General features: G+C 67.2%; 22 protein-coding genes. 12 read left to right on the top strand and 10 right to left on the bottom strand.

The window, feature by feature from the left end; all coding sequences use genetic code 11:
- Nucleotide 1: 1 nt before the first annotated feature.
- Nucleotides 2-1,045: an AraC family transcriptional regulator gene (locus AC0IZS_RS29095; protein ID WP_471638861.1), complete on the bottom strand. Its 1,044-nt coding sequence runs from the start codon at nucleotides 1,043-1,045 to the stop codon at nucleotides 2-4.
- 251 nt (nucleotides 1,046-1,296) lie between these two features.
- On the opposite strand from AC0IZS_RS29095, the gene AC0IZS_RS29090 reads away from it, so the two are divergent.
- The 8 genes from AC0IZS_RS29090 to AC0IZS_RS29055 all read left to right on the top strand — a co-directional run bounded on the left by AC0IZS_RS29090 (nucleotide 1,297) and on the right by AC0IZS_RS29055 (nucleotide 11,393).
- Entirely contained in the window at nucleotides 1,297-2,097 is an 801-nt protein-coding gene (locus AC0IZS_RS29090; RefSeq protein WP_471638860.1) for an SDR family oxidoreductase, read from the top strand.
- Between the two features lie 10 nt (nucleotides 2,098-2,107).
- Entirely contained in the window at nucleotides 2,108-3,652 is a 1,545-nt protein-coding gene (locus tag AC0IZS_RS29085) for a flavin-containing monooxygenase (protein WP_471638859.1), read from the top strand.
- A 38-nt stretch (nucleotides 3,653-3,690) separates the two neighbouring features.
- Nucleotides 3,691-4,911 (top strand): dienelactone hydrolase family protein, encoded by a 1,221-nt coding sequence (locus AC0IZS_RS29080; RefSeq protein WP_471638858.1) that lies wholly within the window; start codon nucleotides 3,691-3,693, stop codon nucleotides 4,909-4,911.
- A gap of 131 nt (nucleotides 4,912-5,042) precedes the next feature.
- The gene (locus AC0IZS_RS29075) at nucleotides 5,043-6,368 is read left to right on the top strand and encodes an ABC transporter substrate-binding protein (protein ID WP_471638857.1); all 1,326 of its coding nucleotides are present in this window, start codon (nucleotides 5,043-5,045) and stop codon (nucleotides 6,366-6,368) included.
- A gap of 75 nt (nucleotides 6,369-6,443) precedes the next feature.
- A complete protein-coding gene (locus tag AC0IZS_RS29070; RefSeq protein ID WP_471638856.1) occupies nucleotides 6,444-8,192 on the top strand; it encodes an ABC transporter permease in 1,749 nt (582 codons plus the stop codon).
- A gap of 13 nt (nucleotides 8,193-8,205) precedes the next feature.
- Nucleotides 8,206-9,291, top strand: a complete 1,086-nt coding sequence (locus tag AC0IZS_RS29065) for an ABC transporter ATP-binding protein (RefSeq protein ID WP_471639596.1) — start codon at nucleotides 8,206-8,208, stop codon at nucleotides 9,289-9,291.
- Nucleotides 9,292-9,368: 77 nt separating this feature from the next.
- A complete protein-coding gene (locus AC0IZS_RS29060) occupies nucleotides 9,369-10,253 on the top strand; it encodes a LysR family transcriptional regulator (RefSeq protein WP_471638855.1) in 885 nt (294 codons plus the stop codon).
- Nucleotides 10,254-10,331: 78 nt separating this feature from the next.
- On the top strand, nucleotides 10,332-11,393 hold the full coding sequence (locus tag AC0IZS_RS29055) for an aldo/keto reductase (RefSeq protein WP_471638854.1): 1,062 nt from the start codon (nucleotides 10,332-10,334) through the stop codon (nucleotides 11,391-11,393).
- Nucleotides 11,394-11,426: 33 nt separating this feature from the next.
- Here AC0IZS_RS29055 and AC0IZS_RS29050 read toward each other — a convergent pair whose 3' ends face one another.
- Both AC0IZS_RS29050 and AC0IZS_RS29045 read right to left on the bottom strand, forming a co-directional pair.
- Complete coding sequence (locus AC0IZS_RS29050; RefSeq protein ID WP_471638853.1) at nucleotides 11,427-12,860, bottom strand: M20 family metallopeptidase; 1,434 nt, start codon at nucleotides 12,858-12,860, stop codon at nucleotides 11,427-11,429.
- A gap of 22 nt (nucleotides 12,861-12,882) precedes the next feature.
- Entirely contained in the window at nucleotides 12,883-13,875 is a 993-nt protein-coding gene (locus AC0IZS_RS29045) for a Bug family tripartite tricarboxylate transporter substrate binding protein (RefSeq protein ID WP_471638852.1), read from the bottom strand.
- A gap of 167 nt (nucleotides 13,876-14,042) precedes the next feature.
- Between AC0IZS_RS29045 and AC0IZS_RS29040 the strand changes: the two genes are divergently transcribed.
- The 3 genes from AC0IZS_RS29040 to plsY are packed head-to-tail and all read left to right on the top strand — an operon-like array spanning nucleotide 14,043 to nucleotide 16,195.
- Nucleotides 14,043-14,984, top strand: coding sequence for a LysR family transcriptional regulator (locus AC0IZS_RS29040; RefSeq protein WP_471638851.1), 942 nt, complete (start codon nucleotides 14,043-14,045; stop codon nucleotides 14,982-14,984).
- 20 nt (nucleotides 14,985-15,004) lie between these two features.
- Nucleotides 15,005-15,496 carry a Cys-tRNA(Pro) deacylase gene (gene ybaK / locus AC0IZS_RS29035; RefSeq protein WP_471638850.1) on the top strand — a complete coding sequence of 164 codons (492 nt, stop codon included), beginning with the start codon at nucleotides 15,005-15,007 and terminating at the stop codon, nucleotides 15,494-15,496.
- 45 nt (nucleotides 15,497-15,541) lie between these two features.
- Nucleotides 15,542-16,195, top strand: coding sequence for a glycerol-3-phosphate 1-O-acyltransferase PlsY (gene plsY, locus AC0IZS_RS29030; protein ID WP_471638849.1), 654 nt, complete (start codon nucleotides 15,542-15,544; stop codon nucleotides 16,193-16,195).
- A 39-nt stretch (nucleotides 16,196-16,234) separates the two neighbouring features.
- Here plsY and AC0IZS_RS29025 read toward each other — a convergent pair whose 3' ends face one another.
- Genes AC0IZS_RS29025 through AC0IZS_RS29015 form a run of 3 tightly spaced genes read right to left on the bottom strand, consistent with a single transcriptional unit; the run spans nucleotide 16,235 to nucleotide 18,440 of the window.
- Nucleotides 16,235-17,266, bottom strand: coding sequence for an HD-GYP domain-containing protein (locus AC0IZS_RS29025; RefSeq protein ID WP_471638848.1), 1,032 nt, complete (start codon nucleotides 17,264-17,266; stop codon nucleotides 16,235-16,237).
- Nucleotides 17,267-17,288: 22 nt separating this feature from the next.
- Complete coding sequence (locus AC0IZS_RS29020) at nucleotides 17,289-17,942, bottom strand: retropepsin-like aspartic protease family protein (protein WP_471638847.1); 654 nt, start codon at nucleotides 17,940-17,942, stop codon at nucleotides 17,289-17,291.
- A gap of 12 nt (nucleotides 17,943-17,954) precedes the next feature.
- The gene (locus tag AC0IZS_RS29015; RefSeq protein ID WP_471638846.1) at nucleotides 17,955-18,440 is read right to left on the bottom strand and encodes a YajQ family cyclic di-GMP-binding protein; all 486 of its coding nucleotides are present in this window, start codon (nucleotides 18,438-18,440) and stop codon (nucleotides 17,955-17,957) included.
- Between the two features lie 71 nt (nucleotides 18,441-18,511).
- Here AC0IZS_RS29015 and murB point away from each other — a divergent pair, with 71 nt between their 5' ends.
- Nucleotides 18,512-19,585: a UDP-N-acetylmuramate dehydrogenase gene (gene murB / locus AC0IZS_RS29010; protein ID WP_471638845.1), complete on the top strand. Its 1,074-nt coding sequence runs from the start codon at nucleotides 18,512-18,514 to the stop codon at nucleotides 19,583-19,585.
- Between the two features lie 70 nt (nucleotides 19,586-19,655).
- Here the strand turns inward: murB and argG are convergent, their stop codons facing one another.
- From argG to AC0IZS_RS28990, 4 genes are all read right to left on the bottom strand, one after another.
- Nucleotides 19,656-20,996, bottom strand: coding sequence for an argininosuccinate synthase (gene argG / locus AC0IZS_RS29005; protein WP_471638844.1), 1,341 nt, complete (start codon nucleotides 20,994-20,996; stop codon nucleotides 19,656-19,658).
- Nucleotides 20,997-21,019: 23 nt separating this feature from the next.
- Nucleotides 21,020-21,337 (bottom strand): pyrimidine/purine nucleoside phosphorylase, encoded by a 318-nt coding sequence (ppnP, locus tag AC0IZS_RS29000; protein ID WP_007857410.1) that lies wholly within the window; start codon nucleotides 21,335-21,337, stop codon nucleotides 21,020-21,022.
- A 212-nt stretch (nucleotides 21,338-21,549) separates the two neighbouring features.
- The gene (locus AC0IZS_RS28995) at nucleotides 21,550-22,176 is read right to left on the bottom strand and encodes a glycine zipper 2TM domain-containing protein (RefSeq protein WP_471638843.1); all 627 of its coding nucleotides are present in this window, start codon (nucleotides 22,174-22,176) and stop codon (nucleotides 21,550-21,552) included.
- Nucleotides 22,177-22,322: 146 nt separating this feature from the next.
- A complete protein-coding gene (locus AC0IZS_RS28990; protein ID WP_471638842.1) occupies nucleotides 22,323-22,712 on the bottom strand; it encodes an arsenate reductase in 390 nt (129 codons plus the stop codon).
- Nucleotides 22,713-22,732 lie beyond the last annotated feature (20 nt).

The following is a 22,732-nucleotide window of genomic DNA, read 5'->3' as shown; positions in this document are numbered from 1 at the left end:
CTCAGTGCGGCCTGCCGTGCCGCTGGCGCGTGTCCGACGGGGTCTCGCCAAAGCGCCTGCGGTAACCCTCGGCAAAGTGGCCCAGGTGAAAGAAGCCGTAGCGCGCCGCGATGTCCGAGACCTGCGGGGCACGCTCTGCCAGGGAGGGCTGTTGCAGTGCTGCGCGCACGGCATCGAGCCGCAGCTCGCGCAGGAAGGCCATGGGGCTCTTGCCTGTGCACTGTGCAAAGGTCTGCTGCAGCGAACGCGCGCTGACGCCCACATGCGCGCACACCTCGGCCAGGGTGATGGGCAGCTCCAGCCGGCTGTGCATGAACTCCTGCGCCCGCTTGACCACGCGCGGCAGCACCACGGGTGCGCTGCCCGGCATGGCCGTGCCGGCCGCCAGGGCCTGTGAATAGTTGTGCTGCGTGGACAGCAGCAGGCTGGTGAGCAGATGGTTCTCGGCCTGCTCGGCCAGCACCGGGTGGCCCAGCAGGAAGGCATTGGTCTCCACCGCCGAGCGCAGGTAGGCAATGAAGCTGGCCATGCCCATGAGCGCGGGTTGGGCCAGGTCCACCCCGAGCTCGAACACCAGTGGCTGCTGCACCGGTGTCTGCAGCAGGGCCGACATGCGGGTATGCAAGGCCGCGCGGTCGATCTTGACGATGAACTGCGGGCTGTCCTCGTGCCAGCGCATGGACAGCGGCTCGGTGGGCGAGGGCAGCGAGGCCATGAGCGCATGCGACTCCACCGCCTGGCCGCCGCAACGCACCGTGGCGCCACCGCGCAGCGGTATCTGCAGCAGGTAGAAGCCGCCCAGGTGGCCCGGCTCGATGCGCACGGCCGGGCCGTACTGCACATAGTTCAGGCTGGCATCGCGGTGCAGGGGCACGCTGTGGTGGCAGGCATCGAGCTGCGCGCCCCGGTGCAGGGTGGCCAGCTCGTGCGGGCAGAACACGCGGCCCACGAACTCGCGCGCCTCGTCCAGGTCATGGCTGTCGAACAGGCGAAAGCGCTCCAGCGGTAGCGGGTGCGCGGTGCTGCTCTGCTGGGCGGTGTGCATGCGGTTCGGCCAGTGGGGTGTTGGTTCTTGGGAAAGCACGAAACACGCCACGGCAGGGGGCGCGAAAACATGCGTTTGCGGGATACGCCCTGCGCTTTCGGGATGTGGATGCGCGGGCTGCCTTTCTATTCTTGTGCAGGCCCCGGGTGCTGCGCAAGAGCGTTAGCACCCGGGTGCAGGGAGGCGGATGTGACGGCGTGTTACCGCTGCTGCACTGCAACACACTTCAGACAGCACAGGAGTCAGTCAGCATGGTCCAGGGATTCGACAGCATGCGCGGCAAGAGCGCGATCGTGACCGGGGGCGCCACCCTCATCGGCGCCGGGGTGGTGCGTGCAATGCACCAGGCTGGGGTGCGGGTGGTGGTGGCCGACATCAACGCCGAGGCCGGCCAGGCGCTGGCGGACGAGTTGGGTGAGGGGGTGCTGTTCAGCCGCACCGACATCACCGACGACGCCCAGGTGGCCGCCTGTGTGGCCCTGGCTGCCGAGCGCCACGGCGGGGTGAACTACCTGGTGAACCTGGCCTGCTCATACCTGGACGATGGCATCGCCTCGCCGCGCGAGGACTGGCTGGCCTCGCTCAACGTCAACCTGGTCAGCGCGGTGATGGTGCTCAAGGCCGTGCGCCCGCATTTCCAAAAGGCCGGGGGCGGGGCGGTGGTCAACTTCACCAGCATCTCTTCGGGCGTGGCGCAGACGGGGCGCTGGCTGTACCCGGTGGGCAAGGCGGCCATGGTGCAGCTCACGCGCAGCATGGCCATGGACCTGGCGGGCGAGGGCGTGCGCGTGAACAGCGTTTCGCCCGGCTGGACCTGGTCGGCCATCATGGACCAGCTCACCGGCGGCGACCGCGCCAAGACCGACCGCGTGGCTGCGCCCTTTCACCTGCTGCGCCGCGTGGGCGACCCGGCCGAGGTGGCCAACGTGGTGCTCTTCCTGTGCTCGGACATGGCCAGCTTCGTGACCGGTGCCGACTATGCATGCGACGGCGGCTACTCGGCCATGGGGCCCGAGTCGTACGAGCCCGCCATCCCCAAGCTCATGTCGTAAAGGAGAAGCCATGACCATCCGATCTGTAGGCATCATCGGTGCCGGCTTTGCCGGACTTTCCACGGCCAAGGTGCTGCGCGCCTTCGGCTTCGAGGTGACGGTGTTCGAGAAGGAGCCCGACGTAGGCGGCGTCTGGGCTGCCTCGCGCCGTTACCCGGGCCTGACCACGCAGAACCCGCGCACCACCTATGCACTGTCGGACTTTCCGATGCCGGCCAGCTACCCCGAGTGGCCCTCGGGCCAGCAGGTGCAGGCCTACCTGCATTCGTATGCCGAGCACTTCGGCCTGGTGCCCTCTCTGCGCATGTCCACCACGGTGGAGAGCGCGGTACTGGACGAAGAGACCGGCGTATGGACCGTGAAGGCGCGCCGGGCCTTGGCAGGGCAGGGCGCCTTGCCGACCGAGATGCACCGCTTCGACTACCTGGTGGTGTGCAACGGCATCTTCAGCGAGCCGGCCGTGCCGCACTACCCCGGCGTGGATGAATTCGTGGCCGCGGGCGGGCGCGTGTGCCATACCAGCCAGTTCAACGATGCGGGCGAGGCGCGCGGCAAGCATGTGCTGGTGGTGGGCTACGGCAAGTCCTCGTGCGACGTGGCCAATGCCATCGCCGCCGACAGCGCCAGCACCACGGTGCTCGCGCGCCAGCTGATCTGGAAGATCCCGAAGAAGTTCATGAACGTGCTGAACTTCAAGTTCCTGCTGCTCACGCGCATGGGCGAGGCGCTGTTCAAGTACATCGAACCCAAGGGCTTCGAGAAATTCCTGCACGGCCCGGGCCTGCCGGTGCGCAACTCCATGCTGGGCAGCGTGGAGTCGGTGGTCACGCGCCAGCTCAAATTGCGCGAGATCGGCCTGCATCCGGGCACCCCGCTGGAGACCATTGCCCGCAGCACCGTGAGCCTGGTGACCGATGGCTTCTACGAGAAAGTGGCGGCCGGCGAATTGGGTGTGCGCAAGGGCGTGAGCATCCGCGCGCTGCAGCCCGGCCAGGCCGTGCTGAGCACTGGCGAGACGGTGCCCGCCGACATCGTGGTCTGCGGCACGGGCTGGCACCAGCAGGTGCCCTTCTTCGACAGCAGCGTGCTGCAGCGCGTGACCGATGCGCGCGGCAACTTCCGCCTGTACCGCTCCATCCTGCCCGTGGGCATGCCGCGCCTGGCGTTCAACGGCTACAACTCGTCCTTTTTCAGCCAGCTCAACTGCGAGATCGGTGCGCTGTGGCTGGCCAACCACCTGCGCGGCGGGCTGCAGCTGCCACCGCCGGACCAGATGAACGCGCAGATCGATCGGCGCCTGGCCTGGATGGAGGAGCGAACCGACGGCAAGCACTCCAAGGGCACCAACATTATCCCGTTCTCGGTACACAACATCGACGAGCTGCTGCAGGACATGGGGCTGCCCCTGGGCGCCTTCACCCGCTTCCGGCAATGGCTGGAGCCGGTGAACCCCTCGAACTACGCGGTGGTCACCCGGCAGTTGCTGGCGCGGCATGCGGGCGCCGCCACCCCTGCGCCGCTGGCGGCGTCCGCGGCTGCAGGCACCCGGGCCTGACGATCGTTTTCTCTTCCCCATCCACAAAGGACATGAACATGCCAGGACAATGGACCACGCTGGACGCCGCAGACGGCAGCGGCCGCTTTCGCGCCTACCTCGCCACCCCGGCCAGCGGCAGCGGCCCGGGGCTGGTGCTGGCGCAGGAAATCTTCGGCGTCAACCAGACCATGCGCGACGTGGCCGACTACTACGCCGAAGAGGGCTATGTGGTGCTGGTGCCCGACCTGTTCTGGCGCCAGGAACCGGCGGTGGAACTCGACGCCGCCAACGACATGCCGCGCGCCTTCGGGTTGTACCAGGGCTTTGACGAGGCCAAGGGCGTTCAGGATCTGCAGACGGCCATCTCAGCACTGCGCGCACGGCCCGAGGTGGCAGCGCACGGCGGCAGGGTCGGCGTGCTGGGCTTCTGCCTGGGCGGCAAGCTGGCCTACCTGGCGGCGTGCCGCACCGATGCCGACGTAGCCGTGGGCTACTACGGCGTGGGCATCGAGGCCGCGCTAGCCGAGGCCGCAGAAATCCAGTGCCGCCTGGTGCTGCACATCGCCGAGCTCGACGGCTTTTGCCCACCGCCGGCGCGCGAAGCCATCGTGCAGGCCCTGTCGGGCCGCGAGAACGTGGAGCTGTACGTCTACCCCGGCACCGACCACGCATTTGCGCGGGTGGGCGGCGACCACTTCCACAAGCCTTCGGCCCTCATGGCGCACCAGCGCAGCGTGGCCGCGCTGCGGCGCGCCATGGGCCCGCACTACGACCTGTCGGCCCTGTGGGACAAGCACTGCGAATACGAGTTCGCCACGCGCGACGTGGACGCCACCATGTCCACCATGGTGGCCGAGCCCTACGTGAACCACATCCCCACCATGACGGGCGGCGTGGGCCACCGGCATCTGCATGATTTCTACACGCGCCACTTCGTCAACAGCAACCCGCCCGACACCCGCCTCACGCCGATCTCGCGCACGGTGGGGGCCACGCAGGTGGTCGACGAGATGCTGTTCTGCTTCACCCACACCACCGAGATCCCGTGGATGCTGCCGGGCGTGGCGCCCACCGGCCGGCGCGTGGAGATACCGCTGCTGGCGGTGGTGAAGTTCCGTGGCGACAAGCTGTTTCACGAGCACATCTACTGGGACCAGGCCAGCGTGCTGGTGCAGGTGGGGCTGCTCGACCCGAAGGGCCTGCCCGTGGCGGGGGTGGAGACGGCGCGCAAGCTGCTCGATGAAACGTTGCCGTCGAATGGGTTGATGGAGCGCTGAGAGTGGGTTCCCGATGTCCTAGGTGATAACCCGACAGGCTGTGTGACTGATGTGCCGCATCAGAAACAATGATTGGCCGCCGCTGCGGTGGCGGCCTACATTGGGGCCACTAGAACATCAAGGAGACATCCATGCAGCGCATTCTTTGTGCGGGGGCCCTGGCCGCCGGTTTGTTGTGTGCCGTGCAGGGCGTGCAGGCGGGCACCGTGACGGTGCTCACCTCCTTCCCCAAGGAACTGACCACGGCCTACCAGAAGGCCTTCGAGGCCAAGAACCCCGGGATCAAGGTCGAGATCCTGAACAAGAACACCACGGCCGCAATCGCCTACGTGCGTGAGTTGCCCGAAGGCCAGCGCCCCGACATCATGTGGGCCTCGGCCCCCGATGCCTTCGAGGTGCTGGCGCGCAACAAGCTGCTGCAGGCCGCACCCGACACGAAGAACCCCGCGGCGCCGACCAAGATCGGCAACTACCCGCTCAACGACCCGCAGGGCCTGTACTACGGCCAGGCGCTGGCGGGCTACGGCATCATGTGGAACACGCGCTACCTGCAGGCCAACAAGCTGCCGGCGCCCAAGGAGTGGGCCGACCTCACGCGCCCTGAATACTTCGGCCATGTGGCGATCTCCTCGCCATCGCGTTCGGGCACCACGCAGCTCACGGTGGAGACCATTTTGCAGGGCGAGGGCTGGGACAAGGGCTGGTCACAGCTGCTGGCCATGATGGGCAACGCCGCCGCCGTGACCGACCGCAGCTTTGCCGTGCCCGATGGCGTGAACAACGGCCAGTACGGCATCGGCATCGTGATCGATTTCTTCGGCCTGGCAGGCAAGTACTCGGGCTTTCCGGTGGACTTCGCCTACCCGGCCATGACGGCCGTGGTGCCGGCCAACATCGCGCTGATCGCGGGCGGCAAGAACACCGACGAGGCCAAGAAATTCATGGCCTTCAGCATGTCCACCGAGGGCCAGCAACTGTTGTTCGATCCCAAGATCAGCCGCCTGCCCATCCTGCCCTACAGCAGTCTCAAGGCGCCTGCGGGCTACCCGGTGCCGCAGGACGTGGCACAGCGCGCCAAGGTGCAGTTCGACGCGGACCTGTCCGAGAACCGCTACCAGGTGGTCACCAGCCTGTTCGACCAGATGGTGACCTTTCGCCTGAAGGAGCTGCAGGCCGCCACCCGCGCCATCCACGATGCGGACAAGGCCCTGAAGGCCAAGCCCAATGCCAAGGGTAGCGAGTTGCTGGCGCAGGCGCGCAGCCTGGCCTACACCGCACTGGTGGGCGAGAGCAACGTGAAGAACGAAGAGTTCCTGGCGCTGTTCCGCAAGAACCGCCGTGACGTCGAGGTTTCCAAGCAGCTCACGGGCCTGGAGCAGCTGTGGGCCACCAAGGCGCGCGAGAACTATGAGCGCGCGCGCAGTCTGGCGCAGCAAGCCCAAGCCATGGCCAAGTAAGGGCCTGCAACCCTCTCTCCTAACCGGCGCACCCGCGCCCTGGGCGCCCCGCAGGGGCGCCGGGAAGCCACCACCATGTCTGCTGTCTATTCCGAACCCGGCGCTGCCGGGCCCGGTGCGGCCCGCCCGCGCCGTCTGCTGCACGCCCTCACGGGTGTGGGGCCCTGGGTCGCCTTCGGGCTGATCCTGGCCTTTCTCCTGCTGTTCCTGCTGATCCCTGTGGGGCTGGTGGTCTACACCGCCTTCATCAACGAGACGGGGGCGCTCACCATCGGGCACTTCGCCAATTTCTTCGAACAGTCGGTGTTCCGCGAGTCGTTCTTCAACAGCCTCGTGGTGTCACTGGCGAGCGTGTTCTTTGCGAGCTTGATCGCGGTGCCCCTGGCCTACCTCACGGTGCGCTTCGAGTTCCGCGGGGCGCTGCTGATCCAGACGCTGGGCGTGCTGCCGCTGATCATGCCGCCCTTCGTCGGTGCAGTGGCGCTGCAGCTGATCTTCGGGCGCAATGGGTCCGTCAACCTGCTGCTCAACGAGTACTTCGGCTTCACGGTGCCCATCATGGACGGCCTGGTGGGTGTGACCTTCGTCGAGAGCATCCACTACTTTCCGTTCATCCTGCTGAACCTGGTGGCGTCCATGCGCAACATCGACGGTGCCATGGAGGAGTCGGCCCTGAACCTGGGCGCGCGTGGCTGGCGGCTGTTCCGCCGGGTGATCTTCCCGCTGGCCATGCCGGGCTACCTGGCGGGTGCGGCCCTGGTCTTCGTGAAGGTGTTTGACGACCTGGGCACGCCGCTGGTGATGGGCGTGACCAACATGCTCGCACCCCAGGCCTACCTGCGCATCACCTCGGTGGGCATCGACGACCCGCTCGGCTATGTGATCAGCGTGATCATGATCGCGTTCTCCATCCTCGCGCTGTGGATGGCGGCGCGCGTGATGAAGGGCAAGGACTACGCCACCTTGCAAAAGGGCGGCAGCTCGCTGCAGCGCAGGCGGCTGTCGGCCTGGGAGTCGGTGCTGGCCTATGGCTGGATAGGGCTCATCCTGCTGGTCACGCTGGCGCCGCACATCGGCATATTGCTGATGTCGTTCTCCAAGGTGTGGAGCTTCTCGGTGCTGCCCGACTCCTACACGCTGGAGCACTACGCCACGGTGTTCACCGACTCCAAGCAGATGATCGGCAACACGCTGCTGTACTGCTTCATCGCGGCCGGGCTGGACGTGGTGATCGGCACGTCCATCGCCTACCTGATCCTGCGCACACAGCTGCCGGCGCGCCGCTGGCTCGATTACCTGGCGTCGGCCGCGCTGGCCATCCCGGGGCTGGTGCTGGCGATCGGCTACCTGCGCATGTTCAAGGGCGTGAACCTGCCCTTCACCGACACTCCGATGGTCACCACCTGGGTGCTGATCATGCTGGCCTATGCCGTGCGGCGCCTGCCGTATGCGCTGCGCTCATGCATGGCGGCGCTGCAGCAGGTGCATGTGTCGCTGGAGGAGGCGGCGCAGAGCCTGGGGGCATCGCGCATGTCCACCATCCGCCGCATCATGGTGCCGCTGATGATGGGCGGCATCCTCGCGGGCTTCGTCACCAGCTTCATCACGGCGGCGGTGGAGCTGTCGGCCACCATTTTGCTTGCCTCGGCGCAAAGCCAGGCGCCCATGAGCTACGGCATCTACCTGTACATGCAGAGCATCTCGGGCCGCGGCCCGGGCGCGGCCCTGGGCGTGCTGGCCGTGGTGGTGGTGGGGCTGGGTACGTATTTCTCGCACCGCTTCGTGGAACGCTCGCGCACCACGGTGCAGGCCAAACAGGGGTGAACATTCCATGCATCTGAACAAAGTCTCTCTCGAAGCCCGGCACATCAGCCTGAGCTATGGCAGCACCGAGGTGCTGCGCGACGTGAACCTGCGCATCGAGCCCGGCGAGTTCTTCGCGCTGCTGGGCCCCTCGGGGTCGGGCAAGTCGACCCTGCTGCGCCTGATCGCGGGCTTCAACCAGCACCAGCGCGGCGAACTGCTGGTGGACGGGCAGGACATCACCGGCACGCCGCCGCATGCACGCAACGTGGGCATGGTGTTCCAGAACTACGCGCTGTGGCCGCACATGACGGTATGGGACAACGTGGCTTTCGGCCTGGTGGAGCGGCGCGAAACCAAGGACGCCATCCGCCGCAAGGTGGGCGCGGTGCTGGAGCTGGTGGGCCTGGGTGACTATGCGCAGCGCCGGCCCGGGCAGCTCTCGGGTGGGCAGCAGCAGCGCGTGGCGCTGGCGCGCACCGTGGTGATCGAGCCCAAGCTGCTGCTGCTCGACGAGCCCCTGTCCAACCTGGACAAGCAGCTGCGCGTGCAGATGCGCGAGGAGCTCAAGAACCTGCAGCGCAAGCTGGGCCTCACCACCATCTTCGTGACCCATGACCAGGAGGAGGCCATGACCACGGCCGACCGCATGGCCGTGCTGGACAAGGGCATTCTGCAGCAGGTGGGGGCCGCCACGGGGCTGTACGACTATCCGATCAACCGCTTCGTGGCGGGCTTCGTGGGCACGGCCAACCTGCTGGAGGGGCAGGTGGTGTCGGTGGGGGGCGAAACACTGGTGTTCCGCGTGGAGGGCCTGGGCAACCTCACGTTGCCCCGGCCGGCCGATCCGCCCGCCGTGGGCGCGGCGGCCCTGGCCTTCCGGCCGCACCAGGTGAGCATCCGCGTGCGCGACGAGCAGGTCGATGCCTCGCGCCTGTGGCTCAACGGGCTGGTGGAGAGCGCCGAGTTCCTGGGCGAGTTCTCGCGCTACCGGGTGCGCGTGGGCGAGGTGGCCATGGTCACCGACCAGCCGCACTATGCGGGCCTGGCCATGTTCGCGCCGGGCTCCGAGGTGCGCCTGGGCATCGAGCCCACGCAGGTGCGCTTTCTGGACCAGTAAGAAGGTGTGACCACGCCACAATGCAGCCCGATGCCTGAACCTTTCTTCTTCTGCTCCTTCTTCGTGGCCTGACCGGCATGGAGATCTACCAACTGCGTGCTTTCGTCACGGCGGCCAAGCTCGGCCACGTGACACGCACTGCCGAAGCCCTGCACCTGACCCAGCCGGCCATCACCGCCCAGATCAAGGCCCTGGAGGAGGAACTGGGCGTGGCCCTGTTCGACCGGCGGCCGGGCCGCATCAGCCTGACCCGGGCGGGGGAGGCCCTGCTGCCCGAGGCCGAGAACGTGCTGACGGCCGCAGGCCACCTGCTGGGCAAGGCCCGCGATCTGCAGGGCGAGGTCACGGGATCGCTCACCCTGGGCACCGTAGCCGACCCCGACACCCTGCGCCTGGGCTCGCTGCTGGGCGCCCTGGTGCGCAGCCTGCCGCTGCTGGAGATCCGCACGCGCAACGGTGCCGCCGAGGAACTGCGCGAGCAGGTTGCGGCGGGGCTGCTGCAAGGGGCCTTCTACATCGGCCCCAACATCCCGCGCGAGGTCATGGGCCTGGCGCTGCAGACCATCCACTACCGGATCGCCGGGCCAGCCAGCCAGGCGCCGCAGGTGCTGCATGCGGGCTGGCGCGACATCGCGGCCATGCCCTGGATCGGTGCGCCGCCGCTGCACCATGTGCAGACGCTGATGCGCGACATGTTCGCGCGCCAGGGGCTCACGCCGCACCAGGTGATCGAGTCCGACGAGGTCTCTTTGCCACAAAGCCTGGTGCGCGCGGGCGTGGGCCTGTCGCTGCTGCGCGAGGACGTGGCCTTGCCTGCCAGCGAACGTGGCGAGGTGGTGATCTGGCCGCACGCCCGGGTGGGGGCGCTGTTGAGCTTCATCTACCCGCGCGCGGCCGAGCACGACCCGGCCATCGTGGCTACGCTGCAGTTGCTGCGCAGCGTCTGGGGTCTGTCGGGGTAGGTCTGGGGGGTGGTCAGGCCCTGTCCTGCAGACTTTGCCGGCAACCCGTAAACTGCGCGGCTTGCCAACGGAGTCCGCATGAAAACCATCCAGCTCGGTCAGAGCGATCTGCACGTCACCCCCATTTGCCTGGGCACCATGACCTTTGGTGAACAGGTCAACGAATCCGATTCCCACGACATCCTCGCCCGCTCGCTGGCCCGGGGCGTGAACTTCATCGACACCGCCGAGATGTACGCGGTGCCCGCCAGGGCCGAGACCTTTGGTGCCACCGAGACCATCATCGGCAACTGGTTCGCGAAGAACCCGGGCGCGCGCGAAAAGCTGGTGGTGGCCACCAAGGTGGCCGGCCCCTCGCGCGGCATGCCCTGGGTGCGCGAAGGCAAGGGCCTGGCGCCTCAAGACATCGTTGCCTCCTGTGAGGGCAGCCTGCGCCGCCTGCAGACCGACGTGATCGATCTCTACCAGATCCACTGGCCCGAGCGCCACGTGCCGGCCTTCGGCGCCATGTACTACGACCCAGCCAAGGAAACCTCGCAGACCCCCATCCATGAGCAGCTGGAAGCGCTGGCGGGCCTGGTCAAGGCCGGCAAGGTGCGCTATGTCGGCCTCTCGAACGAGACGCCCTACGGTGTGCATGAATTCGTGCGCCTGGCCGAGCAGCATGGCCTGCCGCGCGTGGCCACGGTGCAGAACCCCTACTGCCTGGTCAACCGCACCTGGGAAAACGGGTTGGACGAGACCTGCCACCGCCTGAACGTGTCGCTGCTGGCCTACTCGCCCCTGGCCTTCGGCCTGCTCACGGGCAAGTACGACGAGAGCGGCACCACTGGCCCTGACGCACCCAAGGGTGCGCGCATCTCGTCGTACGAATCGGTGCGCAAGCAGCGCTGGGGCCGCCCCGAGTCGCTGGTGGCCGCGCGCCGCTACAACGCGCTGGCGCGCGAAAACGGCCTCACGCCCACGCAGCTGGCGCTGGCGTTCTGCTACACCAAGTGGCAGGTGGCCAGCACCATCATCGGCGTGACCTCGGTGGCACAGCTCGAAGAAGACCTGAACGCCTGGGGCACGACGCTGTCTCCCGAGGTGCTCAAGGCCATCGACGCGATCCGCCACGAACTGCGCGATCCGGCGCTGTGACGAATGGGTGACGGCCTGGCCGTCACCATGTCTTTACCCCGCCGCAGCCTCAGCGGCCAGCGCGCCTTCCTTCCAGGGCACACCTGCAGGCTCGCCCAGGTCCCAGAACAGGCCGGCCATCACGGCCAGGCCTTCGCGCGCCACGCTGGCCAGCAGGTGCTCGTTGGGCGCGTGCTGGGCGCAGGCCGGGTACGAGTGCGGCACCCACAGCGTGGGGAGCTGGAGGTCGTCGGCGAAGATGTCGTTGGGCAGCGAGCCCGCGAGGTTGGGCAGCAGGGTGGGGGCATGGCCCGCGCTGTGCTGCATCGACGCGAGTGCCCAGTCCACCCAGGGGTTGTGCAGGTCCAGGCGCGTGGCGCCGCACTGCATCCCGAGTTCGATCTCCACCTCGGCAAAGCCATGTGCGTCGAGGTGGGCGCGCACGATGTCCTGGAGGTTTCTCCAGTCCGTGCCGACCACGAAGCGCAGCTGGCAGTGCGCCACTGCGCTGGAGGGAATTGCGTTGACGGGCCGTGCGGGCAAGCCCGCACCCAGTGCCAGCACCTCCAGCGTGTTCCAGCCGACCAATTGCTCGCCCGGTGTGAGGCCCGGCTCGCCCCAACCCGGCGTCAGGGCCGGATCGTCGGCGCCGCCGCCGATCACCACGTCCTTGAGGGCCGTGCGCAGCTTCTCGGGCAGAGGCGGGGGCAGCAGGCCGGGCACGAGCATGCGGCCTCGGGCATCCACCATGCTGGCCACCGCGTGGGCCAGCACCGTAGCGGGGTTGGACAGCACACCGCCCCAGTTGCCCGAATGGTAGGCCTTGGGTCGGCTTTGCACCGTGAGCGAGAAATTGATGGCACCGCGCGAGCCCAGAAACAGCGTGGGCCGCGCCGCATTCACGCGCGGGCCGTCGCTGGCGATGAACAGATCGGCCCTGAGGGCCTCGCGCTGCTGCTGGCAGAAGGCGGCCAGGCCGGGCGAGCCGGCTTCCTCGCCCATCTCCATGAGCAGGGTCACGTTGTAGCCCAGGCGCCCCTGGCGGGCGGCGATCGTCTGTGCCAGGGCCGCAAGCACCACCGTGTGCTGGCCCTTGTTGTCGGCCGTGCCGCGGCCATACCAGCGGTCCCCTTCGATCTTCAGTTCCCAGGGCGAGAGGCCTTCGCGCCAGTTGGCATCCTGGCCGTTGACCACGTCGCCATGGCCGTAGGTGAGCACCGTGGGCAGGTCGGGCGATTCCACGCGGCGCGCCAGCAGCACCGGGCCACCGCGTGCGTCGGGGTTGTCCAGCACCTCGCAGGCAAAGCCCAGGGGGATGAGGCCGGGCACGATCTCGTCGGTCAGGTACTGGCGCAGGGCCGGAGCGCCGGGCTGTCCGGTGTCGCTCTCGGTGCGCCAGCCCACGCGGCGGCGCAGGTCGGCCTCGAAGGTGCCGCCATCGAAGTGGTGCTGGACGCTGGCCAGCAGTTGTTCGCGGGATGGGTTCATCGTCGTTGTCGTCATGCTGTCATCACTCCACAATGATTTTGGCGCGGTGGGCGAGGGCGCGGTAGCGCCCGATCTCGTCGTCGATCACGGCACGCGTGGCCACGGGCCCCAGGTGTACGGGCTCCATGCCCTGGGCGCGCATCTGTTCCTGTATCGCGGGGTCGCGCGTCACGGCCTCGACCTCGGTCACCAGCCGGCGGATGATGGGCAGCGGCGTGCGTGCCGGCGCGGCGATGGCATACCAGGCGTCGAAGGCCGCATCGGGCAGCTGGAGCTCGGCCACAGTGGGCACGCCGGGCAGCATGCTGGAGCGGTTCTTGCCCGCAATCGCCAGGGCGCGCAGCTTGCCCGCGCGGATCTGCGGTGCCGCCGCCGCCACGGTGTCGATGCCCAGCTGGATCTCGCCGCCGATCAGGGCCATCAGTGACTGGCTGCTGCCGCGGTAGGGCACGTCCTGAAGCTGGATGCCGGCGGCCTGCTCCAGCAGCGCGCCTGCCAGGTGCGGGCCCGAGCCGGAGCCGAAGGTGGCGTAGTGGAGGGTTTTGGGCGCGGCCTTGGCGGCTGCGATCAGGGCGTTGAGGTCCTTGTAGGGCGCACTGGCGCTGACCACCATCACCAGCGGCGCGCGGGCCACCGTGGCCACGGGCACCAGGTCGTTGACCGGGTCGTACGGCAGCTTGGCGCGCAGCGCGGGGTTCACCGAGTAACTGGTGGAGCCCGAGACCAGCAGGGTGTAACCGTCGGGTTTGGCACGCACCACGGCCTCGGTGCCGATGATGGTGGAGGCGCCGGGCTTGTTGTCCACCACCACGGGCGTGCCCAGGCGGGCACCGAGCTTCTGCCCCAGGGCGCGGGCCACCGCGTCGGTGCCGCCACCAGGCGGGAAGGGCACGACCAGGCGCACGCTCTGCTCGGGCCAAGGGTCTTTGGCGGCAGTGGCGGTTTGGGCGTGTGCCGCTGTCAACGTGGTGGCAAGCACGGCAAGAAGCAGGGGGACTCGAAGGCGTTGGTTCATGGAAGCTCCAGAGTAGGGCGCCGGGCTTTGCAGCGCAAGGCGCAGCACCCGCGTGGCTATCGGTTGATTGGAGCCTCGATGCACGCAAGATCGATGCTGGTTTACCATTGCTATTCATAGAGAATAAGCAACTAACCATTGCCTTGAAGGCAATGCAAGAACACTCCATGTCCCTGTCCCTGCTGAGCCTGCCCCTGCGCTACTTCCTCGAAGTGGCCCGCACCGGCTCGGTCAACCAGGCCGCGCAGCGCCTGCATGTGGCCGCGTCGGCGGTGAGCCGCCAGCTCGCAAAGCTTGAGGACTCGCTGGGCGTGGTGTTGTTCGAGCGCCAGTCGCGCGGCATGCGCCTGACAGCCGCAGGCGAGCGCCTGCTGGCCCATGCGGGCGCGCATGCGCAGGAGTCGGCCCAGTTGGTGGAGCAGTTGCAGGGCCTGGCCGCGCAGGACGCGCGGCGCGTGCGGCTGGCCTGCACGGAGGGTTTCGCCGCGGGCTTCATGCCGCTGGTGATGGCGCAGTTTCGCGAGATGCATCCCGAGGTGGAGCTGCAGCTGCACGTGGGCGTGCCCGAGGAGGTCTCGGCGCAGGTGGCGCGTGGCGATGCGGACCTGGCCCTCAAGTACAGCGTGGCGCCCGAGAAGGGCCTTGCGGTGCTGCACTCGGCCATTGCCCCGGTGTTCGCGATCACCGTGGCCGCCCATCCGCTGGCGCAGCAGCGCATGGTGAGCGTGGCCGACGTGGTGCGCTACCCGTTGCTGCTGGGCACGGCCGGCATCACCGGGCGCCAGTTGTTCGACCTGTCGTGTACGCTGCAGGGCCTGCGCTACACGCCTGCGGTGGTGAGCAATTTTTCATCGGCCCTGTTGCCGCTGCTGGGCCCGCGCGATGTGGCGCTGGCCAGCTACCTCACGGCCGCGCGCTGGGTCGAAGAGGGTGTGCTTGCAGCCCGCCCGTTCGAGGACGTGCAGCTGCAGCAGCGCCGCCTGCAGGTGCTGGCGCTCGATGGGCGCGTGCAACCGCCGCTGGTGCAGGAATTCACCGGGGTGCTGGTGGCCGCCATCGAACAGTACGGCAAGCGCAAGGTGGGGCGGCGCAAGCGCGCGACCGTGTGAATGGGTACCATCGCTGCGCCATGGCCAAGAAAGAACACGTTTCCGAAACCCCTGCCACCCAGCTCCTCAAGGCGCACAAGGTGGCCTTCACCGAACATCCGTACGAGTACCTGGAACATGGCGGCGCCCTGCACAGCGCCGAGGTGCTGGGGCTGGACCCCTTCACGGTGGTCAAGACCCTGGTGATGCAGGACCAGAACGCCAAGCCCCTGATCGTGCTGATGCACGGCAACCGCAAGGTCTCCACCAAGAACCTGGCGCGCCAGATCGGCGCCAAGTCGGTCGAGCCTTGCGCGCCCGAGGTAGCCAACCGCCACAGCGGCTACCTGGTGGGCGGCACCTCGCCGTTCGGCACGCGGCGCGACATGCCGGTGTACATCGAGGGCAGCATCCTCGATTTGCCGCGCATCGCCATCAATGGCGGCAGGCGCGGCTTTCTGGTGCAGATCGACCCGCAGGTCTGCGTGCAACTGCTCGGTGCGCAGACCGTGCATTGCGCGCTGGCAGAATAGCGGGCCTGCGCCGCCGTCGGCACGCACCCCATCCAAGGAACTGAATTGACCGCCGTGTACCCCTTTCTCGCCACCCTGGCGGCCTACCTGCTCGGGTCGCTGTCGTTCGCCGTGATCGTGACGCGCGCCATGGGCATGCGCGACCCGCGCACCTATGGCAGCAAGAACCCCGGTGCCACCAATGTGCTGCGCTCGGGCAACAAGGTGGCGGCCATTGTCACACTGGTGCTTGATGCCGTGAAGGGCTGGCTGCCCGTGGCCCTGGTGGTCTGGTTCGGCAAGCCCTACGGGATGCAGGAGGGCACCATGGCCCTGGTCGGCCTGGCGGCCTTCCTCGGTCACCTGTGGCCGGTGTTCTTCCGCTTCGAAGGTGGCAAGGGCGTGGCCACGGCGCTGGGCGTGCTGCTGGGCGTGAGCGGCTGGCTTGGCCTGGCCACAGCGGTCACCTGGGTGATCATCGCCTTCTTCTTTCGCTATTCGTCCCTGGCTTCCTTGGTGGCGGCGGTGTTTGCGCCGGTGTACTACCTGCTGGCCGATGGCGTGGTCTGGAATGCCGATGGGCGCATTGCGGCAGCCATGGCCGTGATGGCCCTGCTGCTGGCCTGGCGCCACAAAGAGAACATCAAGCGCCTGCTGGAGGGCAAGGAGTCGCGCCTGGGCAGCAGCAAGGTGGCGAAAGCCAAGGGCGCCAAGGGCTGACCCAGCCCCTTGCATCGGGCTGCAGGGGGGCGGCCTGTGCTATCGCGTGCCCAGCGCAGCGGGCGCCGTGATCAGCGTGCGCATGCTGGAGATGCGCTGCGCTGCATACAGGCCCAGCCGCACCATGGTGCGGTGGTTGAGCTCCACCTTCACGGCCGAACGGGCCACGGCCGACTGGATGCGGGGCTTGCCGCTGGCCGTCTGGTACAGGTTGGGCTGGGTCTGCTGCTGGCCCACCGGGTCCAGCAGGCTGGCCACCAGCGGGTAGTTGGCCTTTTCACTGCGGCGCAGCACGATGGCCACCTCGCCGTTGTCCAGCCGCACGAAGGTGCCGGGAGGGCACAGGCCGATGGAGCGCACGAGGGTGTAGCTGACTTCGTCGCGCTGGTCCACCTCCTGGCCCACGATGGCGCGCACCGAGTCGGTGGCGCTGCGCCCGGCGCGCGACTTGCGCGGGCTGATCATGGCCGCGTAGCGGTCGATGGTGCCCAGGATGCGCGTCAGGCGGTCTTCCGGGTTTTGCTGGGCCAGGGGAACCTGGTCGGCCATGTTGGTGTGGTGCTGGCCAACGACGTCGAGCCACAGGGGGTCGTTCACGAACAGGCGTTCCAGCAGGGCCTGGCTCTCCTCGGGGTGGCTGCGGATGGCTTCCTGCTGTGCGCTGCTGGGGCGGTCGCGCTGCTCGGCCAGTTCGTCCTGCAGCGCGGTCATGCCGATGTTCATGGTGAGCGCGGCGCGCACCAGGCTGTCGCGTTCACTCTGCGCCAGGCGCAGGTCCTGCGCCATGATGTGGCACAAGGTGCCACAGACCAGGGCGTGTGCTGCGCTGTAGCCCACCGACGAGGTCGAGGCGAGCTGGAACATGAGGTACAGCGCGGCGTCGATGTCGTGCGCTACCAGCTCCTGCAGCCACAGGTCGAAGCTGCGCACCTTGCCTGGAAAATCCTGCACCTGCAGCGGCTTGGACAACAGCACCGAAAGGGCCGACTCCAGGTCCGACCACAGGCCGAGCAAGTCCTCGTACTCGCCTTCGTGGGGGCTGTTGCCGGGCAGGGGGGTGGTGGCGTTCATGGCAGGGGTGGGGCGCGACGGTTCAGTGGCGCTTTTCCAGCACCATCTGGTCGTTGTTGCGGGTCATCTGGAATTGCGTCAGAAAGCTGTTGCCCAGCAGCACGTAGGGCATGCCCTCGGGCATGATGACGGCCATCACGCCGAGCACTTCCACGTCGCCCAGGCGCATGGAGTTCAGGCGCACGCGCCAGCCGACGGCGGAGCCGTTGGCCGTGCTCATGATCACCTTCTGGCTGTCGTCGACCTTGATGCCCATGCGTTCTGCGTCGGGCTTGCCGATGGCGACCACGGATGCACCGGTGTCCACCATGTACTTCATCGGCTTGCCGTTGATGGTGCCGGTGTTGATGAAGTGGCCCTGGTTGTCGGCCATGAGGACGATGCGCTTGCCGCTGCCACTGGACCCCAGCGCCACGGGCGATTCACCGAGCCGCAGCAGGCGCCGGGCGCCCAGGACTTCCACGGTGGCTTCGTCGCGCGTGACGGACAGCACCTTCACGCCCCGGTGCGTCTCGCCGGGTCCAACGGCACGTGGCTCCCCCCCATCGACCACCAGCAGGGCCTTGCTCCCCAGCATGCCTGCCAGGGCGATGGACTGACCGGATGGCTGCGCCGCCAGCGGCCATGCCAGGCCCGCGGCGAGGGCGAAGGAGAGGGCAAAGCGCAGATGGCGCATGGTCGGAACGCGTCAGTCGCGGAAGTTGTCGAACGACAGGGGCACGTCGGTCACGTCCTTGCGGATCAGCGCCATGGCCGCCTGCAGGTCGTCGCGCTTGGCGCCGGTGATGCGCACCTTGTCCTCCTGGATGGCGGCCTGGACCTTGAGCTTGCTTTCCTTCATGAGCTTCTGGATCTTCTTGGCCAACTCGCTCTCGATGCCGTTGCGCACCTTGATGACCTGCTTGACCTTGTCGCCGCCCATCTTCTGCACGTCGCCCATGTCCAGGAAGCGCACGTCCACATTGCGCTTGGTGAGCTTGTTGCGCAGCACGTCTTCGATCTGGGTGAGCTGGAAGTCGGCGTCGCCGATCAGTGTGATGTCCTTGTCCTTGATCTCGATGCTGGCCGACGTGCCCTTGAAATCGAAGCGGGTGGCGATTTCCTTGGCGGTGTTCTCGACGGCGTTCTTCACTTCGACCAGGTTGGCTTCGCAGACGGTGTCAAAAGATGGCATGGTGGTGGTTCTCTCTCGGGAATACGGTTTTCGCCGCAGCGCGCGGATGCGTGGGTGCGACAATCGGGCCAATGGTAGTCGAGAAAAACGCCCCTTTGCAGCCCTGCAACACCTTCGGCATTGCGGCACGCGCCCAAACCCTGGTGCGCGTGCGCTCGGCCGATGATATTTCGGCCTTCCTGGCCGATAAAGAACTGTCTGGCGGCCCGGTCTTCGTGCTGGGCGGGGGCAGCAACATCATTCTGACCGGGGATGTGCGCCCCGTGGTACTGAAGATGGAAATCAGGGGCCTGCGGCTGGTCGAAGCGACCTCCAAGGCCTTCATCGTCGAAGCCGGTGCCGGCGAGGTCTGGCACGACTGCGTGGCCTGGACCCTGGCGCAGGGCTATCCGGGCCTGGAAAATCTGGCGCTGATCCCCGGCACGGTGGGGGCATCGCCGGTGCAGAACATCGGCGCCTATGGCGTGGAACTGCAGGACCGCTTCGAATCCCTGGATGCCATCGACCTTGCCACGGGCGAGCGCTTCACGCTCAACGCGGCGCAGTGCGCCTTTGGCTACCGCGATTCGGTGTTCAAGCATGCCCCGTCGCAGCCCGAGGTGGCGGGCGGGCTGCCGCGCGGCATGGGCCTGGCCGGGCGCGCGGTGATCACGCACGTGCGCTTTCGGCTGCCGCGCCCCTGGAAACCCGTGCTGGGTTACCTGGAGCTGGAGCGCCGCAGGGCCGAGGCTGGGATCGAGCAGCCCACGGCGCAGCAGATGTTCGACTGGGTGTGCGACATCCGCCGCGCCAAGCTGCCCGACCCGGCCGTGGTGGGCAACGCCGGCAGCTTCTTCAAGAACCCGACGGTCTCGCCCGAGCAGTGCGCCGACATCATCGCGCGCGAGCCCAAGATCGTGCATTACCCCATGCCCGATGGCAGCATCAAGCTGGCCGCTGGCTGGCTCATCGACGCCTGCGGCTGGAAGGGCAAGTCCATCGGCAAGGCCGGCGTGTACGAAAAGCAGGCGCTGGTGCTGGTCAACCGCGGCCGTGGCGCCCACAGTGTGACGGGCGGCGAGGTGATGACCCTGGCCAAGGCCATTCAGACCAGCGTCTATGAGCGCTTTGGCATCCGGCTGGAGCCAGAGCCGGTGGTGGTGTAGGTCGCTTCGGCTCACCCCCAATGCAAGAAAGCCACCCGAGGGTGGCTTTCTTCATGGCGGCGGAGCGGTGTTATTCGCTGCGTTCGTTGTTCAGCTGCGCCAGTGCGGCATTGCCGTCCAGCGACAGCAGGCCGCTGCGCGCGTACACGCCCAGCTTGGCACGCGTGTCGATGATGTCCAGGTTGCGCATGGTCAACTGGCCGATGCGGTCTGCGGGCGAGAACGGCGCGTCTTCGACCTTTTCCATGCTCAGGCGCTCGGGGGCGTAGGTCAGGTTGGGCGATTCGGTGTTCAGCAGCGAGTAGTCGTTGCCGCGGCGCAGTTCCAGCGTGACCGTGCCGGTGATGGCACGTGCCACCCAGCGCTGGGCGGTGTCGCGCAGCATGATGGCCTGGGGGTCGAACCAGCGGCCCTGGTAGAGCAGGCGGCCGAGCTTGAGGCCGTTCAGGCGGTACTGCTCGATCGTGTCCTCGTTGTGGATGCCGGTCACCAGGCGCTCGTAGGCGATGTGCAGCAGCGCCAGGCCCGGGGCCTCGTAGATGCCGCGGCTCTTGGCCTCGATGATGCGGTTCTCGATCTGGTCGCTCATGCCCAGGCCGTGGCGCCCGCCGATGCGGTTGGCTTCCAGGATCAGGGCCACGGGGTCGCTGAACTCCACGCCGTTCAGGGCCACGGGCTGGCCTTCCTCGAAGCGCACCGAGACTTCCTCGGCCTTGACCTGCACGTCCTCCTTCCAGAACGCGACGCCCATGATGGGGTTCACGATGCGGATGCCGCTGTTCAGGAATTCGAGGTCCTTGGCTTCATGGGTGGCACCCAGCATGTTGCTGTCGGTGCTGTAGGCCTTCTCGGCGCTCATCTTGTAGCCGAAACCTTCCTTGGTCATGAAGGCCGACATTTCGGCGCGGCCGCCCAGCTCGTCGATGAACAGCTGGTCCAGCCAGGGCTTGTAGATCTTGAGCGAGGGGTTGGTCAAGAGGCCGTAGCGGTAAAAGCGCTCGATGTCATTGCCCTTGAAGGTCGAACCATCGCCCCAGATGTGGACGTCGTCTTCCTTCATGGCAGCCACCAGCATGGTGCCGGTGACGGCACGGCCCAGCGGCGTGGTGTTGAAGTAGGTGACGCCGGCGGTGCTGATGTGGAAGGCGCCGGCCTGCAGGGCGGCAATGCCTTCGTGCGCCAGCTGCGTGCGGCAGTCCACCAGGCGGGCCTTTTCGGCGCCGTATTCCATGGCCTTGGCAGGAATGGCGTCGTAGTCGGGCTCGTCGGGCTGGCCCAGGTTGGCCGTGTAGGCGTAGGGCACGGCGCCCTTGTTCTTCATCCAGCGCAGTGCGGCGCTGGTGTCGAGGCCGCCGGAGAAGGCGATGCCGACCTTCTCGTTGAGGGGCAGGTTCTGGAGGATGGTGGCCATGTCGTTCAGGGCTTTCTCGGGGCTCAGCCGAAGTGGCAGATGTAGTGGTAGGCGCTGGCGACGCGGATCTCGAACTTGGAGTTGCCGGGCACGCTGAATTTTTCGCCCGCGCCGGACTTGACCCAGGCATCGGTGCCGTCGAGCTTGTACTCGCACTCACCGCCCACGCATTCCATGATCTCGGGCGCGCCGGTGTTGAAGGTCAGCGAGGCGGGCAGGACCACGCCCACCGACTTCTTCGTGCCATCGGGGAAGGTGATGTTGTGGCTCACGCACTTGCCGTCGAAGTACACATTGGCCTGGGTGGTGACGGACACGCCGTCGATTTTTTCGGTGGTCATGGATGCGCGTTGGTTAGAGGGAAACCCCTGATTTTAGGCCACCATGCCGCATGGACGCTTTCGATATGGCGCAGGGCAAAAAAAAGAGCCCCGAAGGGCTCTTTGGAGGACTGGACGCCAGGGGAGGGCAGCCGTCAACGGCAATGGTCACTGGGCCGGCAGCGTGTTCATGCCGACGGCTGCCTGGGCTGCCCGCCCGAACTCAGCGGTTCTTAGCGCCAGTAGGGATTGCGCGGGTGGTGGTACGAGCGGTCGTAGCCGTACTCGATCACCGTGACCGGGGGCGTCACGTAGGTGGGGGGCGGTGCCGGGTAGGTCGAGGTGACCACGCCGGGCTGGGCATAGCCCTGCTGGTACGAGGGTTCCGTGGAGTAGGTCTGGCCCGGCTGCACGCTCACGGGGATCCAGCGGCCCGGGTCGTACTGGGTGCGTGTGGTGTACTGGCGGCCTGCGTACTCGTAGGTCACGTTGTAGCCCACCGTGCGGTTCTCGTAGTAGGTCTGGTTGTGGCAGCGCTGCACGTTCTCGTACTGCGGCTGGCCATTGCCTTCGATGTTGTTGCCCAGCACGGCGCCACCGATCAGGCCCAGCGCCGTGGCGGCCGCACGGCCGCTGCCCTTGCCAATCTGGTTGCCCACGGCACCGCCGGCAATGGCGCCGATCACCGCGCCGCCACCGGTGGTGCGGTTGCCGCTGTACACGGTTTCGTTGTTGCACACCTGCTGGGGCACGGCCACCTGCTGGACGATGGGGGTGGTCGAGAGCACGCGGCCCTGTTCCTGGGCTGCGGCCATGGAGGCAATGGCTGCCATGGCGGAAAAAACGACGATCTTTTTCATGGAGAAACTCCTTTCAGGTCGGTACATAACGCACCAGACTGTCGAAAAGTTTAGGCGCTACCCGTCAATACCGGGTGGGCAGGCCGTAAAACTGCGTAAAGATTTGTGCAATATCTCCGGTTTCAATGCACTGCATCCGGGCGACTTCAGTGCTTGGAGCCTGCTGCGCGCCATTCGTTCCAGGTTTCAGGCGCAAAACCCACCGAAATGCGGGTCGTGCCGCCCTGGCTCCACTCCACCACGGGCCGCTTGACCACGCTGGGCTGGGCCTGCAGCAGGGCGCTGGCACTGGCGTCGTCCTGCACGGCGGCCTGGGTGTCCGCGTCAAGCTTGCGCCACGTCGTTCCCTGGCGGTTGACGAGCTTGTCGCGCCCCGCGGCGGCCAGCCAGCCGGGCAGGCGGTCGGCTGGCACCCCTTGTTTCTTGAAATCGTGGAAGCTGTATTCGAGGCCCTGCTCGGTGAACCAGGTGCGCGACTTCTTGACGGTATCGCAGTTGGGAATGCCGTAGACGGTGATAGTGGGTGCAGTTGTCATGGGAAATAGGGCGTGAGGAT

The organism is Acidovorax sp. AC410 (genome assembly GCF_979253235.1).
This window is presented reverse-complemented; position numbering and strand designations above follow the sequence as displayed.